Origin of the sequence: Pseudomonas sp. GM18 (assembly GCF_000282195.1) — a bacterium.
Lineage (GTDB): Bacteria > Pseudomonadota > Gammaproteobacteria > Pseudomonadales > Pseudomonadaceae > Aquipseudomonas.
In genome coordinates, this window is the sequence record NZ_AKJT01000026.1 from 19,340 (window position 1) to 35,022 (window position 15,683).

The following is a 15,683-nucleotide window of genomic DNA, read 5'->3' on the forward strand; positions in this document are numbered from 1 at the left end:
CTGGGGTCTGGTGGCGACCCCGGGATCATAGTAGCTCGACAGCGCGGCCGAAACCCCCGAGGGGGAATCAGGCCGGCGGGGTGTCGTCCAGGCACATCAAGGTCTCGATTCGGGCCGGGCTGAAGGGCGGGCGGGGCGCTGAAGGTTGCCAGCCAAACAGGTGCTGCACCGCGCCGCCACACACCCGGCCCTGACAGGCGCCCATGCCGCAGCGACTGGCCAGCTTGGCTTCGCGCCAGTCGGTGTGCCCGGCCAATGCGGCGTAGGGCACGTCTTCGCAGCGGCAGACCAGGGTGTCGGGGCGGGCCAGGGATTTGAGTTGCGGGTCGAGGGCGAAGGCCTGATTCAGCGCCTTGGCGAAACCCTGCCAGCGTGCCCGGCGTGGCCATAACTGGCGCGCCGCTTCAAGGTCACCGACCGCCGCGTGCCCAGCAATTGCGCCTTCGACCAACGCCAATTCACTGCCACCAAACCCGGTGCATTCACCCGCCGCAAAATGGTCGGCACGACTGGCCTGCCAGGTATCCACGGCCAACGCCTGACCCTCGATGGCGTAACCCAGTGCCTGGCCCAATTGAATGTTCGGGATCAAGCCGAAACCGCAGGCCAGCCGATCACATTCCAGTTCGACGATTTTGCCCTGCTGTTGCAGGCGCACACCTTCCAGCCGATCAGTGCCAAGGGCGGCCAGCACATGCGTCGCGGTGCGGTAATGGCGGTCGAACAGGCTGAACGATTGCAACCATTTGCCAGGCCAGCGGGGCAGTTGCGCGGCGAAACCGGCGACGGCGGTGCGCGAGGCTTGTTCGGCGATGCGCTGGACCTGCGCGCCGTGTTTTTTCGCGGTGGCGGCACTGGCCAGTAACAGCGGGCCGCTGCCGGCGATCACCACGCGTTCACCCTGCACCGGCAGGCCCGCCTTGATCAGCGCCTGCAAGCCACCGGCTCCGGTCACGCCAGGCAACGTCCAGCCGGGGAAGGGCAGCAGCAACTCGCGGGCGCCGGTGCACAGAATCAGCTTGTCGTAACTGATCAGCCAACCGGCATCGTCATTTTCGACCAACAGCTGTTTCGGACCGGGACTGGCGATCACTCGGGTGCAGGCGTGACGGCGGATGTTGCTGCACGCCTGCAAACGCTCACGCAGGCGACGGGCCTGATCGGGCACGTTGGCTTGAGGGCCGTCACGCCAGATTTGCCCGCCCGGTAGCGGATTGTCGTCGAGCATGACGATGCGTGCGCCACTGGGCGCGGCGGCAAGGGCAGCGGCCATCCCGGCGGGGCCGGCGCCGATGATCAGCAGATCGGCGTATTCGTTCATGGGCATGTCTGCACCTGCATGCCGTCGCGGCACAGAGTCTGGCAGGCCAGGCGTCGCCGGCCATCGATGGTCACCCGGCATTCCTGGCAAATGCCCATGCCGCACAGCGGTGCGCGGCGCTGGCCATTGACCGAAGTGCGCGTGCATCCGTCGCTGCCCAACGCCAAGGCAGCGGCGACGCTGGTGCCCTCGGCCACCTTCAAGGCGCGGCCGTCCAGCAGTAATTCAGGCATAGGCGGGTTCTCCGAGGAAACGCTGGGGCAGATAGGGTTGCGCGGCCAGTGGCGGGGTTTCGTTGAACAGCTGCGCCACCAGCAAATCGGCGGTGCCGGGGGCGGTGGTGACGCCCAACCCTTCGTGCCCGACCGCCAGCCACAAGCCCTGGTGCTGTGGGTGCTGACCCACCAGCGGCAGGCCGTCGGGGCTGGCGGCGCGAAAGCCGGTCCAGGCGCGGATGCCGTTGAGCCGGGCCAGGCCTGGCATGTATTCGGCGGCGCGCTTGAGCATTTTCGCCAGCATCCAGCCTTCAACCTGTGGGTCGGTAGTACCGAATTGCCGCGAGGCACCGATGAACAATTGCCCGGTCGGGCGCGGCTGAATATTGCAGGCGGTGGATGGCCCCGTGGCGTTGTGGGCGCTGGTGACGTAACCCAGTTCCACCAGGGTGTGGGTGACGGTGCCGGGGTAGCGGTCGGTAATCAGCAGGTGGCCTTTTTTCGGCTCGATGGGCAATTCCGGGCACAGTTCGCTGGCCTGAATGCCGTTGGCCAACACCACCGCTTCGGCCCGCAACCACTGACCGTCATCGAGGCAAACGCGGTGACCATCGACCGCGCTGACCCGCGCCCGGTGCTGACGGATATTCGGCGTATCGAGCATCCAGCGGGCCGTTGCCGGCGCATACAGAATGCCGTCGCCATTGATCAGCAAGCCGCCTTCCAGATCCGCGCGCAGTTCCGGCTCACGCTGGCGCAAGGCACTGGCGCTGACCAGTTCGCACGCCACGCCCTGGGCTTTCAGGTTCAGGTATTTGCTGTGGGCGACCGCCATCTCTTCTGCGTTGGCCGCCAGCCACAGTGTGCCGTTGTTGCGGTAAGCGCAGCCGTCGGGCAGGTCCGGCGCCAGTTCGCGCCAGCGTTGCAGGGAATATTGACTCAGGGCCAGTTCGGCCGGGTTGTCGTCGAGCACCAGCAAGTGGCCCATGCCCGCCGCCGTCGCGCCGTGCAGGCCGGCGTCCAGCACCAGCACCTGCAAGCCACGCCGGGCCAACGCCTGGGCGCAGGCGGCGCCGATGATGCCGGCGCCGATCACGATCACATCGGCCACCAGGCCCTCGTTCATGGACGAATGCCCCAGGCGAACGGGTCATCCTGTTCGATGATCAAACTGGCCTCGGCGCTGATAAAGGCACGGCCACGAATGGTCGGCACGATGCGCTCGCCTTGCCATTCATAAGAGCCTTCGAACTCGCTGCCGATGACACTGGCCTGACGCCAGATCTGCCCCGGTTGCAACTTGTCGTCGGCGGCCAGGCAGGCCAGTTTGGCACTGGTGCCGGTGCCGCACGGTGAGCGGTCATAGGCTTTGCCGGGGCATAGGACAAAGTTGCGGCTGTCGGCTTGATCGTCATCGGCGAACAGTTCGATATGGTCGATCAGCCCGCCATCTTCGCCACGAATGCCCTGGGCCTCCAGCGCTTGTTGCACCGCGTAGGTATAAGCGGTCAGCGCGTCGAGGTTGTCGCCGGCGACCCTCAGGCCATGCTCGGCAATCAGGAAAAACCAGTTGCCGCCCCAGGCGATATCGCCGACCACCTGGCCGATGCCCGGCACCTGCAACACCAGCGCCTTGCGGTAACGGTAGGCCGGCACATTGCGCACGCTCACCGAATGGTCTTCGTGCAGGGTCGCCTGCACCGTCCCCACTGGCGTTTCGATGCGGTGCACGCCGGGGCCGATCTTGCCCAGATGCGCCAACGACGCCACCAGGCCGATGGTGCCGTGGCCGCACATGCCCAGGTAACCGCTGTTGTTGAAGAAAATCACCCCGGCACAGGCGCTCGAGTCTACCGGTGTGCAGAGCAAGGCACCCACCAGCACGTCGCTGCCTCGTGGTTCCAGCACACAGGCCGCGCGCCATTGATCGTGATGGTCGGCCAGCCGCTTGCGCCGTTCAGCCATGCTGCCGGTGCCCAGGTCAGGAAAACCGGCGGTCACCAGGCGGGTCGGTTCGCCGCCGGTGTGGGAGTCGATCACGGTGATGCGTTTCATGGGAGGGCCACGTCCGTTCAGATGAGTGAACGCAAGAGTGGCCTGTGCGGCGGGGTGCCGGCTTGATGGATTTATCCTGTGCCGATGACGAAATCGGCACAGCATCCTGAGCCGTCAGTGGGCGTGGGGCAGGTGTTCGAACAGGGTCTTGCAGACCCCGGCAATGTGTTCGTCCAGCAGCTTCACCGCCAGCTCCACATCGCCGGCACGACAGGCCGCGAGGATCTCACGGTGTTCGTGATCGGCCCGTTCCTTGCCGGCCGACAGGCTCATCTGCATGCGCAGGTAGCGCTCCAGCTTGTCGTTGACCGAACGAATCAGGCTGACCAGAAACGGCCGTTGCGCTGGTTCGTACAGGCAGGCGTGCAGCTCCCAATTGAGCTCGGCCCAGCGGCCCACGTCGTCCTCACCGATGAATTCCTGACAGATGCGCTCGGCACGGGCGAAGGTTTCTTCGGTCATGTTGGGAATGGCCAGGCGCAGTATTTTGTCCTCCAGCAACATGCGCACTTCGAACATCTGCGCCAGCTCGGCATCGGAAACCCGCGTGACCATCGCCCCGCGATTGCGCTGGAACATCACCAACCCTTCGGCTTCCAGCCGCTTGAGGGCCTCGCGCACCGGAATCTTGCTGACGTTGAACTGGCGGGCAATGTCGTCCTGGCGAATCGGCTCATCTTCGGCGAAATGCCCGGCGACGATGGCGTCGCGCAGATGACGGGTGATGATTTCCGAGGTCGACGGCGTATTGCCAAGGTCGGGAGCGTTGAGTTTGGGTAGGTTCACGGCGGCGATCGTTTGGAGTGAGATAGCGCTAGGGTATACGAAATCCTTTCGCTGATCTTCCTTGGGCCGTACGAACCTCAGGACTCTTCGCGATAGCGCCCCGGGGTCATGCCGAACCAACGCAGGCAGGCTTTATGGAAGCTGCTCTGATCGCGAAAACCCAGCAATGCGCCGATGTACTTTACGCTGCGCACCGAGTTGCGCAGGAAGTTGTGCGCGAGCATCAGCCGCGCCTCATCCTGCAGCGCGGAGAAGTGCATGTCTTCATTGCTCAGGCGCCGTTGCAGGCTGCGCGCGCTGACCCCGACCACCTGGGCGATTTTGTCGAGGTCGCTGGGCACGCCTTGGGCCAAGCGTTCGGACAGCACTCGCCGCACCCGCGCGGTCATCGAGTCGTTAAGCAGCACGTTCAAACGCGCGCGAGCGTATTCGACATGCAAGACATCCAGTGCCGGGTCGGCAGTGGGCAAGGCAATCGAGCAGTCGTCGATGCTGAACGACAAGCTGTTGTACGGTGCGCCGAACAGCAGGTTGCTGCCCAGCAACTGTTCCAGCCGGGTGGTGTCCGCAGGTTCGGGGTAAGTAAAGGTCGCTGCCAGGGGATGGGGTTTGTGCTTGGGCAACAGCCAGTGAACCAGCCCAAGGGTTTGCGCGGCACCCGCGTCGATGAACGGGCGGGGCGTCAACGACGGCTCCATGCTGATGTCGAAACCGATCAGCCTCAGCGCCCGGGGTTTGCGTTCCAGGCACATGCAAAAGCCGTTGCTGATCAGTGAGTGATAGTCCACCAGGCGTTGCAGGGCAGTGCCCAGCGTTGCACAGGACATCATGGCATAACCGAGCACCTCCAGATTGGAAGGGTGCGCCCGGGAATAGGCCAGCAGGCCGATGTCCGGATTGCCGGTGCGCTTTACCGCTTCTTCCATCACCTTATAGACCAGCTCCAGCCCGACACCCTTGGGGTTTGCAAAGACCTCCTCGCTGCTGTCGAACTGCTTGAGCAAGGCTTCTACGTTTGCACCTCCGTCGGTCAAGACATCGGCAAGCACCCGAAAACTGGCGCTAGTCATTCTGTGCATAGTTCTTCCTGGACTGATAGCTAAGTGATATCGCGCAAGCCGGCGCATGATCGCAATAAACAAATGAGCACAGTCGATTAACGGCACAACCACGTTTCCAAGGACAAACGAAAGGTATCCGGGAACACTTCCTGACGGCAGGAGGCGAGGGGATTATGGCCGGCAGTCAACCCTTTGCAGTTGCAGGAGCGCCCGCTCGGCGGCGTTACACTCAGCCGGCGGCAGACTGCTGCTTTGTCCACGGATGTGTCATGCACAGAGTCAGAAGCTTTTACAGTGAGTTGGCGCTCGGCCGATTGGTGTTGGCGTTTCAGCCGGTGGTCTGGTTACCCGACAGCAATCGGGTGCTGTATCAGGAAGGGTTGTTGCGGCATGTCGATGCGCTGGGGGAAGGGGTCTATCCCTTTGCGATGCTGGAGAAACACCAACTGATGCGTGAGCTCGATCGCAGCGTGGTGCATGGCGTGATCGACAGCTTGCTGCTGGACGAACACCTGCGACTGGGCTGCAACATCTCCGCGCAAAGCGCCATCGTCGACCATTACTGGCGGGAGATCATCGCGCAGTTGCGTGACGCCCCCTCGGTGGCCGCGCGACTGGTGATTGAAATCACCGAAAGCGCGACACCGCCCAGCACGTTGGCGGCGATCGAGTTCGTCCTGTGCTTGCGCGAACTTGGCTGCCGGGTGGCCATCGACGATTTTGGCGCGGGCCTGGGCACCCTGGAATTCATTCGCCAGACCCGGCCGGACATCGTCAAGATCGATCAGGGTTACCTGCAACGTGCACGCCTGGAGACCAACAACGCCCAGACCCTTGGCCACTTGGTGCAGCTGTGCAAGACCCTGGCGCCGTGCGTGATTATCGAAGGGATTGAGTCCGAAGCCGACCGCGCGCTTGTCACCGCTTGCGGTAGCGAGTGGGGGCAAGGTTATCTATTCGGACGTCCGCAGATTGATGCGTTGGGCGCCCGGTGCCTGCTGCAACCTCTATCGTCATAGAGAGGGGGCGGGCGGTCTGGCGTTTATGAAGATTGACCGCTGGCGCTTTACCGTACATACGGAAAAACATATATTCGGTAAATCGCATATAAGCTGATGCTCCGTTGTGACGCAAAGCCCAAACCAGCGAGAACCGAAATGTCTGACTCTCTGACGCCGACCGCCGTTTTCAAATGCCTGGCTGACGACAACCGCGCCCGCATGATGCTGCTCATCGCCCGTGAGGGAGAGTTGTGTGTCTGCGAGCTGACCTGCGCGTTGAACGAGAGCCAGCCGAAAATTTCCAGGCACCTGGCGCAGTTGCGTACCTGCGGATTGCTGGTGGACCGTCGACAAGGCCAGTGGGTCTACTACCGACTGCACCCAAATCTTCCGGATTGGGTGCATCAGATGCTGACCGTGGCGCTTCAAGCCAACACGCACTGGTTAAGCCCCGATGCCAAGCGCCTTGAACAAATGGGCGACCGTCCTGAACGGGCAGCCGCCTGCTGTCCGGCTTGATGATTGCCAAAGCACCCTCCCTGACAACCGCTACAGAGCACCTCAACATGACTATCAAAGTGGGCATCAATGGTTTTGGCCGCATCGGTCGTCTCGCCATGCGCGCCGCCTGGCACTGGCCGGAGTTTGAGTTCGTGCAGATCAACGACCCGGCAGGCGACGCGGCGACGCATGCGCACTTGCTGAACTTCGATTCGGTGCATGGTCGCTGGAATGATCAAGCAAGCGCCGAGGGCAACTGTATTGTCATCGACGGCAAGCGCATCAAGGTCACCGCCAACAAGGCGATTGCCGATACCGATTGGTCGGGCTGCGATCTGGTGATTGAAGCCAGCGGCAAGATGAAGACCGTCGCGGTGCTTCAGGCGTACCTCGACCAGGGCGTCAAACGCGTGGTGGTCAGCGCTCCGGTGAAAGAAGAGGGCGCGCTGAACATCGTCATGGGCGTCAACCATCAACTGTTCAATCCGGCGGAACATCGCATCGTTACCGCCGCGTCGTGTACCACCAATTGCCTTGCGCCAGTGGTCAAGGTGATCCATGAAGCGCTAGGCATTCGCCACGGCTCGATCACCACCATTCACGACTTGACCAACACCCAAAGCATCCTCGACCAACCCCACAAGGATCTGCGCCGTGCGCGGGCTTCGGGCATGAGCCTGATCCCGACCAGCACGGGTTCCGCTACCGCCATCGCGGAAATTTTCCCGGAGCTGCGCGGGCGTCTGAATGGCCACGCCGTGCGCGTACCGTTGGCCAATGCTTCGCTGACCGATTGTGTCTTTGAGGTCGAGCGCGTCACCACGGTCGAAGAAGTGAATCGGTTTCTCAAGGACGCGTCCGAAAACCAACTCAAAGACATCCTCGGTTTCGAGGAGCGTGCGCTGGTGTCCATCGACTACCGAACCGACCCGCGCTCATCGATCATCGATGCACTGTCGACCCTGGTCATCAACGGCACCCAGGTCAAACTCTATGCCTGGTATGACAACGAATGGGCTTACGCGAACCGCACCGTCGAATTGGCCAGGATGGTCGGTCTGGCCGTTTAAGGAACATTGATGAAAGCCTTGTCAGCCCTCGCTCCGTCAGTGCGGCAATACCTGCTTGTGACTGGCAATTACTGGGCCTTTACCCTCACCGACGGTGCCTTGCGCATGTTGGTGGTGCTGCACTTTCACGGGTTGGGCTACAGCCCGTTGCAAATCGCGGCGTTGTTTCTGTTCTACGAACTCTTTGGCGTGATCACCAACCTGGTGGGCGGTTATCTAGGTGCGCGACTGGGGCTGAACCGAACCATGAACATCGGGCTGGGGATGCAGGTTGTGGCGCTGTTGATGCTGACGGTGCCGGTGGCCTGGCTGACGATTCCTTGGGTGATGGGGGCTCAGGCGCTGTCGGGGATCGCCAAAGACCTGAACAAGATGAGCGCCAAAAGCTCGATCAAGCTGCTGGTGCCCGATGGGCAGCAGGGCAAGCTTTATCAATGGATAGCCATCCTTACCGGCTCGAAGAATGCACTTAAAGGCGTCGGTTTCTTTCTCGGCGGGGCATTGCTCGCCCTGATCGGTTTCAAAGGGGCGTTGCTGGCCATGGCAGGCGTTCTTTCGCTGATCTGGTTCAGCAGCTTGATCCTGTTGAAAAAGGATCTGGGCAAGGCGAAAGCCAAGCCCAGGTTTCGCGACATCCTCTCCAAGAGCCGGGCCATCAACATTTTGTCGGCAGCACGGATGTTCCTGTTCGGTGCCCGCGATGTCTGGTTCGTCGTGGCTTTACCGGTGTACTTGAGCAGCGTTTTTGGCTGGGACTTCTGGAAGGTCGGTGGATTCCTGGCGGCCTGGGTGATTGGCTACGGCATCGTGCAATCATTCGCGCCGCGGATCACCGGCAAACAACGAGGACATGTTCCTGATGGCCGCGCTGCGTTTCTTTGGGCAGTTGCTTTGGCAGGCCTGCCCGCGGCAATCGCTCTGGGGCTGAACGCCGGGTTGTCGCAACAGTGGGTGCTGTTGGGCGGTTTGATGATCTTTGGTGCGTTGTTCGCGGTGAATTCCTCGCTGCACAGCTATCTGATCGTGTCCTACGCCAAGGAAGACGGCGTATCGCTGGATGTGGGCTTTTACTACATGTCCAACGCCATGGGACGGCTGATCGGCACCGTGCTCTCTGGTTGGGTTTTTCAGGTGTTCGGGCTGGGAGCATGTTTATGGATATCCAGCGCATTTGTTATATTCGCGGCCCTGATTTCTGTTAGGTTGCCGAGGCATTCCAAAGTGATCTAAGTCGCTCTAAAGGCGCTGTTTCAAGCGTTTTACTCTTCATGGTGCAACTTCCATTTTTATTTATTTCGGTATGCCTGACATTTTTCAGGCGCCAAATATTTGCAGTTTTTTATATGTATCGAAAAGCGATTGCGCTTAGCACAATTAATTCATACGCACTATTAAAACCTAAGCCATACATTACCCACCAGACCAGGCGGCGAGGAAAAACTACAACAACCTGATCACTAAAAACCTGACACAACTAAAACTAAAATCTCCTTACAAGTCGGTGAGCATCATGATTAAAGTCATGGCCTACTTTTTAATAGGAGCTGGTATTGCAGGATGCAACGGTATGGTAAAACCCGACTTGTCGGGACCTGCCAATGATTCATATTTCTCAGTCTTTTCAGGCTTTCCCTTGCCCTATCTGTACACCGCCTCGGCCGTACAATGGAACGAGGACTACGCCGTTACCACCCGCCACACCCCCCTCATTCGCAACGTGAAATACAGCTGCAGCACCGGCTGCGACCTGGTCTTCATCAAGCACAAGGCCGACGGTCATTATCCGTCATGGCGCGCACCGCGCGTGGGTGAGCACATCACTGCCGTGGGGACGAGCCCGTATATGACAACGGTCAGCGGGCAAGGCAAGGTGTATCCGGCGCCTTTCATCAACAGTGATGAAGGCAGCGGCGAACGCTATGCCATCCATGATGCCCCGATGATCAAGGGGATGTCGGGTGGGCCCGTCATCGCCAATGACGGCAGCATTGTCGGTATTAATGTCGGCTACTTCTCCACCACACTTCACGATGTGAGTTTTCACCCTGGGTTAAAGGGTGCCGAGCGGATCAGTATCTTTATTCCTTACTCGATCATTCAGCGTGAGTGGGGGCTGATGCAGGCACAGCTTAACGATTCACACGGCACGAAATACGCGCAGAAGTAGCGTTGGGTCATCACCGAATCCGGATCATCGGATTCGGTGTGACGTGGCACGTCGATCACTCGCTTATTGAATCCAGGCGTATATTGATAGTGTCGATCCCGTTAGTTGAGGCGATAGCCAATCGTCGGTGGTGTGACAGGCGAGAGCGTTGGGGGAGCTAGGTATCCCGGAACGTTTGGAGGTGTTACATGAGCCAATATCAACGACTCTTTCTGATAGCCGGCCCAGCCATGCGTCACACTCCGGCGTTGGAGCGAGCTGTCGCCATTGCCGAAGCCACTGGCGCAGCGCTGCACATCACGGTGTTTATCGAAGACTCCCATCTTTTGGGTTTGATGAGCGCCGGTGCGCGGTTTCGTGAGGCCTGCCAGCAAGAGAACGAAAAGTGGCTGAAGGATGAAGCAGATCTGATACGCGGGCGCGGGGTCACGGTAAGCACTGAAGTGCTTATAACCCGCAGCGCGTTGCAAGAGATCCTTCGGCATGTGGCAGAAATGCAGCCGGATCTGGTGATCAAGGACGTGCAGCACGAGTCTGCGCTCAAGCGCGTTTTCGTTACGCCTCTGGATTGGCACCTGTTGCGCGAATGTCCGGTGCCCGTGCATCTGGTCAGTGAGGTCAGGTGTCCGCTACCGCGGGTGATCGTGGCGGCAGTCGATCCGTCGCAACCCGAGACGCAGATCACCGGCATCAACGACCGCATCATCCAGGCAGCGAACGGATTGGCCATGCAATGCAACGCAGAACTGCATTTGCTGCATGCTTATGATCTATCGCTGACGCATATATCCGATGCAGGCGCGGGTGCAGTGACGATGCCAGGCTTCAACAGTGACGTGCGCAAGTCTCTGCATAAGTCATTCATCGCATTGGCCGACCACTTTGGCGTGCCCACCGAGCGACAACACTTCGTTGCGGGGCCGCCCGGCAAAGCGCTGGCTGACTTTGCAGCCCATCACCGGGCCGATGTGATCGTCATGGGCAATGCGCATCGCAAGGGATTGGGCAAGTGGGTGGGCAGTACGACGGAGCATGTTCTGTATCGAGTGCCCTGCAACATCTTCGCGGTCACGGGGCCAGCGGATCAGTGAATGAATCCGTTCTCAAATGACTCGCTAAGGGCGTCTCGGCGGCTGGGGCGGGATTTTTTGAGGGCACGTTCCGAGATATCCCGGTAGGTATCGCTATCGGTTGCTGCCAGGAGCTTGGCGCCGCCCTTCAGGGTGGCCATGAAGGTCACCTCGGTGCTCTTGCCGGCGAGCAGATAGCCGGCGATGGCCCCGATCGGCCCCAACAACATCGCGCCCGCAATGCCCAGGCCGATGGCGCTCTTTATATTCTTGTTGGATTCTGTGTTCTGGACCGTCAGATCTTTAAATTCCGAGACGGAGAAGCTTTTCCCCAGTCGTGGTTTAAGGGCTGTTTTGAGTGTGATGGTTCCCGAGTAATACTCCCCATCGCCCTGCGGGAAGTCACCAGCGAGCACTATGATCTTTGCCATGTGGAATGTTCTCTTGGGCGATCATTTTTGGGGTAGACATTGCGCGCGTCCAAACTCAAAACGTCAACGAGCTGACGATGAGTGGTGAGTCATCCAGTCATGAACGCAAAGCGTAGCAGGCGGGTGGGGCCGTGGAGGTGGTCATAGCCCTGGTCATGGTCGTTTTATAACGTTTGGCTCAAGCCGGCGGATAATGCGTTTTAATTCTCCCTTGATCCGACAGATGCTCGGAATCAACAACAGACCTTTCAGCCGAAAGGGGTTAACGGGGGATTAATGGACTTCTGGACCACCACGCAAGTATCGATTCTAGGGCTGGTTGAAGGACTCACAGAGTTTTTGCCGATCTCCAGTACGGGCCACCAGATTATTGCCGCGGACTTGCTCGACTTTGGCGGTGAGCGAGCCATGGCGTTCAATATCATTATTCAGTTGGGAGCTATTCTGGCGGTCGTCTGGGAGTTCCGTCGCAAAATTCTGGAGATCACCACCGGCTTGCCGACCCAGCGTAATGCGCAACGTTTCACTCTGAACTTATTGATCGGTTTCTTGCCGGCGGTTGTCCTGGGTGTGATGTTCGCCGACAAAATCCATCAGTATCTGTTCAACCCGATCACTGTGGCCGTGGCGCTGGTGATCGGCGGGATCATCATGTTGTGGGCCGAACAACGCGAGCATGTGGTGGTGATCGATCACGTGGACGAGATGCGCTGGACCGATGCCTTGAAAGTCGGTTGCGCACAATGCCTGGCGATGATCCCCGGTACTTCGCGCTCGGGATCGACGATTATCGGCGGGTTGCTGTTTGGCCTGTCACGCAAGACGGCCACCGAGTTTTCGTTCTTCCTGGCGATGCCGACAATGGTGGGTGCCGCGGTGTACTCGGGCTATAAATATCGCGACCTGTTCCAGGCCGCAGATTTGCCGGTGTTTGCCCTGGGGTTTGTCGCCGCTTTCGTCTTTGCGATGATTGCCGTGCGCGGGTTGCTCAAGTTCATTGCCAACCATAGTTATGCGGTGTTTGCCTGGTACCGGATCACCTTCGGTTTACTGATTCTGGCGACGTGGTTTTTGGGTTGGGTCGACTGGAATCACCTCTCGGAAGGGGCGTAGGTTTTCCTGTGTTGATAAAAAACGCCGCTTGTTGAGCGGCGTTTTTTTTGAGCGTCTAAAAGCATCTAAAGCTTGTTGACCCGCGCCAGCGGCAGCCTGATTTGCTGTTCACGCTGCAGGAAATTCATCATCAGCAGCACCCGTTCCTCGCCGTCCATGGCCAGGAACACCGCTTCGAGATCGCAGAACGGGCCTTCAGTGATACGCACTGCATCTCCGTGTTTCAACAACGTGGTCACGATCGCCTGGCTGTCCCGCTCCTGGAGCTCGTCGATCAGCGCATCGCGGATCGGCAGCGGCTGACCGCCGAACCCGACGACCCGCGATACGCCGCGGGTCGAGCGCAGTGGACCCCAGCTGTCCTGAAGGCTCAGTTGAATAAACAGGTAGCCCGGAAACAGCGACTCGCTGATCACTCGACGTTGCCCGCGCAACATGCGCTCACGTCTGTAGGTCTTGCGAAAGCAGGCATAGCCTTGGCGCTGCAAATGTTCTTCGGCGCGCTCATCTTGCTTGGGCTTGCACTGGACCAGGTACCAGGCTTTGGTGGCGTGTTCTGCAATCGCGTTCATTCAAATGCCCTCCCTGCATCGATCTGCTCCAGCAGTTCGGCGGTTTTGCGCTGCAGGAGCGAGCTGTCGCCCCGACTTTCCACGGTCAGGCAAGCTACGCAACCCTCGCCCGAGAGGCGCAAGCAGAAGCGCCAGTCGGCAAAGACCAGGTTCAGCCCGCTGCTCTCGTTGAGGTCAAGGGCATCGCGGGCGTAACGCTGCTTGATGCTCGCCAGCAGCGCCTGACCATCCTTGACTTGGCGGCGGATCTCCCCAGAGGAGGGAAACGCGCCGATGCGTTCCACCAGCAGTACCGGTGGTTTTCGCGCGCGGGGGAAAATCAGTTCCGACGCATAGGCGCGCACGATGCGGTACGCGAGGTTGTGCTTAAGGTCAGCGCTATACGGGTGGCGACTGTCATCTGCCTTGAAACCGCTCAACGTATTCATAGAGGCTTCGTCCATAAGGTAATAAAGACCATATCGGGGGACAGCAACATCACAGGGCGTTCTGATGCAGGTGCTCGAAGCAGAAGTTGGTGGCTTCGATATAACCTTCGGCACCGCCACAATCGAAGCGTCGGCCCTTGAACTGGTAAGCCAGTACGCAGCCGTTCTGGGCCTGTTTCATCAGTGCATCGGTGATCTGGATTTCACCGCCCTTGCCAGGTTCGGTGTCAGCGATCAGGTCGAAGATGTCAGGGGTCAGAATGTATCGACCGATGATCGCCAGGTTGGACGGAGCGTCTTCCGGACGGGGTTTCTCGACCATGCTGTTGACCCGGTAAATCCCCTCGCGAATCAACTCGCCGGCAATCACGCCGTACTTCTGAGTCTGCTCGCGGGGTACTTCCTGGATCGCCACGATCGAACAGCGGAACTGCTCATAAAGCTTGAGCATTTGCGCCAGAACTCCATCACCCTCCAGGTTCAGGCACAGGTCGTCGGCCAGCACCACGGCGAATGGCTCATCACCGATCAACGAGCGGCCGCTGAGAATGGCGTGCCCCAAGCCTTTCATTTCCACCTGACGGGTGTAGGAAAAGCTGCAGGTATCGATCAGCTCGCGAGTGCCGTGCAGGAACTTTTCCTTATCGGTGCCACGAATCTGGTGCTCCAGCTCGTAGCTGGTATCGAAATGATCCTCCAGCGCACGCTTGCCGCGGCCGGTGACGATGGCCATGTGTTGCAGGCCGGCGTCACGCGCTTCCTCGACGGCGTACTGGATCAGCGGCTTACTGACGATCGGCAGCATCTCCTTCGGCATGGCCTTGGTGGCGGGTAAAAAGCGGGTCCCATAACCGGCAGCGGGGAACAGGCATTTACGAATCATGGAAGCGTCCTTGAAAGTAGACTGATGGAGTGGCTAATGGCAGTAGGAAAGATGGCGGAGCCGGTCACGCTGGGGAGTGCAGGCTCGAAACGGCCCGGTCACTCGAGAAAAATATTATGGAGGCGAGCATGCCGATTGCCTCACGGCATGCTTCTGACGTAACCCGCTGTCAATAAAGTTATTGCCCAAGGCGTCCCTTATCCAACTACTAATCGAATGTTCGACACCCTGGCAATGCACTAGCGGAACGGCTATACATTAGACATTCGCTATTTCGGTGTAATTTAGATTGAACGATCGCCGGAAAACGGCAACTGTTAGAAAATGTCTGGATAAATTCGCCGGCTGTTATATTCACATTCTGAAGAGTGGAATGTTATTTTTTGTCTGGAGAAAAAGTTGGGGGCTGTTCAAGCGTCATGGTAATAAATACGCACTGATTGTTTGAAAGTTTCAGCTGCAGTTACCGGTTATTATAAATGCCCGGGCTCATTCGTAGTTTAAAGCTCTTATGTTCGGCAAGTGCATGTCACCGCCAATGTTGACAAGACGGGGAAGGTTATCTTGCTTAAAAGGGTTTTGATTGTCTGCGTCGGCAATATTTGCCGCAGTCCCACCGCGGAGCACTTGCTGCGCGGGGCACTCGTTCATTCCGATATCCAGGTCAGCTCGGCTGGCCTGGCCGCCTTGACAGGCAAACCCATCGAGCCGACGGCACAGGCTGTACTCAAGGAACATGGTCATCTGCCCCATGAGCACCAGGCCGTTCAACTTACGTCTCAAGCCGTCAGCGAGGCGGACTTGGTTCTGGTGATGGAGCGGCGGCATATCCGCGGGGTGCTCGACATTGCCCCTGAAGCGCGAGGCAAGGTGTTGCTGTTGGGCAAATGGCAGGACGATCGCGAAATCAGCGACCCCTACCGTCAAGGCAAACCTGCTTTTGTGCACGCTTATGCGTTGATCGAAGAAGCCGTACACGCATGGGCACAGCGTCTCGCACGCTGATGAC

Annotated in this window: 18 protein-coding genes; 8 read left to right on the forward strand and 10 right to left on the reverse strand. The window is 59.3% G+C overall.

Annotated features, from left to right (window positions below; translation table 11 throughout):
• Nucleotides 1-67 precede the first annotated feature (67 nt).
• The 6 genes from PMI21_RS21580 to PMI21_RS21555 form a co-directional block, all read right to left on the reverse strand.
• Complete coding sequence (locus tag PMI21_RS21580) at nt 68-1,321, reverse strand: NAD(P)/FAD-dependent oxidoreductase (protein ID WP_033063856.1); 1,254 nt, start codon at nt 1,319-1,321, stop codon at nt 68-70.
• Nucleotides 1,318-1,554, reverse strand: coding sequence for a (2Fe-2S)-binding protein (locus tag PMI21_RS21575; protein WP_007935503.1), 237 nt, complete (start codon nt 1,552-1,554; stop codon nt 1,318-1,320). The genes PMI21_RS21580 and PMI21_RS21575 overlap by 4 nt, the downstream gene beginning before the upstream one ends.
• A complete protein-coding gene (locus PMI21_RS21570) occupies nt 1,547-2,662 on the reverse strand; it encodes an NAD(P)/FAD-dependent oxidoreductase (protein WP_007935504.1) in 1,116 nt (371 codons plus the stop codon). Before PMI21_RS21570 ends, PMI21_RS21575 begins: the two co-directional genes overlap by 8 nt.
• Nucleotides 2,659-3,591, reverse strand: coding sequence for a 4-hydroxyproline epimerase (locus PMI21_RS21565; RefSeq protein ID WP_007935505.1), 933 nt, complete (start codon nt 3,589-3,591; stop codon nt 2,659-2,661). The genes PMI21_RS21570 and PMI21_RS21565 overlap by 4 nt, the downstream gene beginning before the upstream one ends.
• A gap of 114 nt (nt 3,592-3,705) precedes the next feature.
• Nucleotides 3,706-4,377 carry a GntR family transcriptional regulator gene (locus PMI21_RS21560; protein WP_007935506.1) on the reverse strand — a complete coding sequence of 224 codons (672 nt, stop codon included), beginning with the start codon at nt 4,375-4,377 and terminating at the stop codon, nt 3,706-3,708.
• Between the two features lie 77 nt (nt 4,378-4,454).
• A complete protein-coding gene (locus PMI21_RS21555) occupies nt 4,455-5,456 on the reverse strand; it encodes an AraC family transcriptional regulator (RefSeq protein ID WP_007935507.1) in 1,002 nt (333 codons plus the stop codon).
• A gap of 251 nt (nt 5,457-5,707) precedes the next feature.
• On the opposite strand from PMI21_RS21555, the gene PMI21_RS21550 reads away from it, so the two are divergent.
• The 6 genes from PMI21_RS21550 (at nt 5,708) to PMI21_RS21525 (ending at nt 11,268) form a co-directional block, all read left to right on the forward strand.
• Entirely contained in the window at nt 5,708-6,457 is a 750-nt protein-coding gene (locus tag PMI21_RS21550; RefSeq protein WP_033063857.1) for an EAL domain-containing protein, read from the forward strand.
• 138 nt (nt 6,458-6,595) lie between these two features.
• Entirely contained in the window at nt 6,596-6,958 is a 363-nt protein-coding gene (locus PMI21_RS21545; RefSeq protein ID WP_007935510.1) for a metalloregulator ArsR/SmtB family transcription factor, read from the forward strand.
• Between the two features lie 47 nt (nt 6,959-7,005).
• Nucleotides 7,006-8,010: an ArsJ-associated glyceraldehyde-3-phosphate dehydrogenase gene (locus PMI21_RS21540; RefSeq protein WP_033063859.1), complete on the forward strand. Its 1,005-nt coding sequence runs from the start codon at nt 7,006-7,008 to the stop codon at nt 8,008-8,010.
• Between the two features lie 9 nt (nt 8,011-8,019).
• On the forward strand, nt 8,020-9,240 hold the full coding sequence (gene arsJ, locus PMI21_RS21535; protein ID WP_007935513.1) for an organoarsenical effux MFS transporter ArsJ: 1,221 nt from the start codon (nt 8,020-8,022) through the stop codon (nt 9,238-9,240).
• Between the two features lie 337 nt (nt 9,241-9,577).
• On the forward strand, nt 9,578-10,177 hold the full coding sequence (locus tag PMI21_RS21530; protein ID WP_007935515.1) for a trypsin-like peptidase domain-containing protein: 600 nt from the start codon (nt 9,578-9,580) through the stop codon (nt 10,175-10,177).
• A 188-nt stretch (nt 10,178-10,365) separates the two neighbouring features.
• A complete protein-coding gene (locus PMI21_RS21525) occupies nt 10,366-11,268 on the forward strand; it encodes a universal stress protein (RefSeq protein WP_007935516.1) in 903 nt (300 codons plus the stop codon).
• Here the strand turns inward: PMI21_RS21525 and PMI21_RS21520 are convergent.
• A complete protein-coding gene (locus PMI21_RS21520) occupies nt 11,262-11,678 on the reverse strand; it encodes a hypothetical protein (protein ID WP_007935517.1) in 417 nt (138 codons plus the stop codon). The genes PMI21_RS21525 and PMI21_RS21520 overlap by 7 nt on opposite strands.
• Nucleotides 11,679-11,954: 276 nt before the next feature.
• On the opposite strand from PMI21_RS21520, the gene PMI21_RS21515 reads away from it, so the two are divergent.
• Nucleotides 11,955-12,791 (forward strand): undecaprenyl-diphosphate phosphatase, encoded by an 837-nt coding sequence (locus PMI21_RS21515; RefSeq protein ID WP_007935518.1) that lies wholly within the window; start codon nt 11,955-11,957, stop codon nt 12,789-12,791.
• Between the two features lie 65 nt (nt 12,792-12,856).
• On the opposite strand, the gene rfaH is transcribed toward PMI21_RS21515, so the two are convergent.
• The 3 genes from rfaH to galU are packed head-to-tail and all read right to left on the reverse strand — an operon-like array spanning nt 12,857 to nt 14,674.
• Nucleotides 12,857-13,363, reverse strand: coding sequence for a transcription/translation regulatory transformer protein RfaH (gene rfaH, locus PMI21_RS21510; protein ID WP_007935519.1), 507 nt, complete (start codon nt 13,361-13,363; stop codon nt 12,857-12,859).
• A complete protein-coding gene (locus tag PMI21_RS21505) occupies nt 13,360-13,791 on the reverse strand; it encodes a hypothetical protein (protein ID WP_007935520.1) in 432 nt (143 codons plus the stop codon). The genes rfaH and PMI21_RS21505 overlap by 4 nt, the downstream gene beginning before the upstream one ends.
• 49 nt (nt 13,792-13,840) lie before the next feature.
• A complete protein-coding gene (gene galU, locus PMI21_RS21500) occupies nt 13,841-14,674 on the reverse strand; it encodes a UTP--glucose-1-phosphate uridylyltransferase GalU (protein ID WP_007935521.1) in 834 nt (277 codons plus the stop codon).
• Nucleotides 14,675-15,238: 564 nt separating this feature from the next.
• Between galU and PMI21_RS21495 the strand changes: the two genes are divergently transcribed.
• A complete protein-coding gene (locus PMI21_RS21495) occupies nt 15,239-15,679 on the forward strand; it encodes a low molecular weight protein-tyrosine-phosphatase (RefSeq protein WP_007935522.1) in 441 nt (146 codons plus the stop codon).
• Nucleotides 15,680-15,683 lie beyond the last annotated feature (4 nt).

Bases quoted from the DNA above. Each gene is read 5' to 3' on its own strand.
- PMI21_RS21570 (WP_007935504.1), bottom strand. From the start codon at position 2,662: ATGAACGAGGGCCTGGTGGCCGATGTGATCGTGATCGGCGCCGGCATC.
- PMI21_RS21520 (WP_007935517.1), bottom strand. From the start codon at position 11,678: ATGGCAAAGATCATAGTGCTCGCTGGTGACTTCCCGCAGGGCGATGGG.
- PMI21_RS21525 (WP_007935516.1), top strand. From the start codon at position 10,366: ATGAGCCAATATCAACGACTCTTTCTGATAGCCGGCCCAGCCATGCGT.
- PMI21_RS21545 (WP_007935510.1), top strand. From the start codon at position 6,596: ATGTCTGACTCTCTGACGCCGACCGCCGTTTTCAAATGCCTGGCTGAC.
- rfaH (WP_007935519.1), bottom strand. From the start codon at position 13,363: ATGAACGCGATTGCAGAACACGCCACCAAAGCCTGGTACCTGGTCCAG.
- PMI21_RS21505 (WP_007935520.1), bottom strand. From the start codon at position 13,791: ATGAATACGTTGAGCGGTTTCAAGGCAGATGACAGTCGCCACCCGTAT.
- PMI21_RS21515 (WP_007935518.1), top strand. From the start codon at position 11,955: ATGGACTTCTGGACCACCACGCAAGTATCGATTCTAGGGCTGGTTGAA.
- PMI21_RS21565 (WP_007935505.1), bottom strand. From the start codon at position 3,591: ATGAAACGCATCACCGTGATCGACTCCCACACCGGCGGCGAACCGACC.
- arsJ (WP_007935513.1), top strand. From the start codon at position 8,020: ATGAAAGCCTTGTCAGCCCTCGCTCCGTCAGTGCGGCAATACCTGCTT.
- PMI21_RS21530 (WP_007935515.1), top strand. From the start codon at position 9,578: ATGGTAAAACCCGACTTGTCGGGACCTGCCAATGATTCATATTTCTCA.
- PMI21_RS21540 (WP_033063859.1), top strand. From the start codon at position 7,006: ATGACTATCAAAGTGGGCATCAATGGTTTTGGCCGCATCGGTCGTCTC.
- PMI21_RS21550 (WP_033063857.1), top strand. From the start codon at position 5,708: ATGCACAGAGTCAGAAGCTTTTACAGTGAGTTGGCGCTCGGCCGATTG.
- PMI21_RS21555 (WP_007935507.1), bottom strand. From the start codon at position 5,456: ATGCACAGAATGACTAGCGCCAGTTTTCGGGTGCTTGCCGATGTCTTG.
- PMI21_RS21575 (WP_007935503.1), bottom strand. From the start codon at position 1,554: ATGCCTGAATTACTGCTGGACGGCCGCGCCTTGAAGGTGGCCGAGGGC.
- galU (WP_007935521.1), bottom strand. From the start codon at position 14,674: ATGATTCGTAAATGCCTGTTCCCCGCTGCCGGTTATGGGACCCGCTTT.
- PMI21_RS21580 (WP_033063856.1), bottom strand. From the start codon at position 1,321: ATGAACGAATACGCCGATCTGCTGATCATCGGCGCCGGCCCCGCCGGG.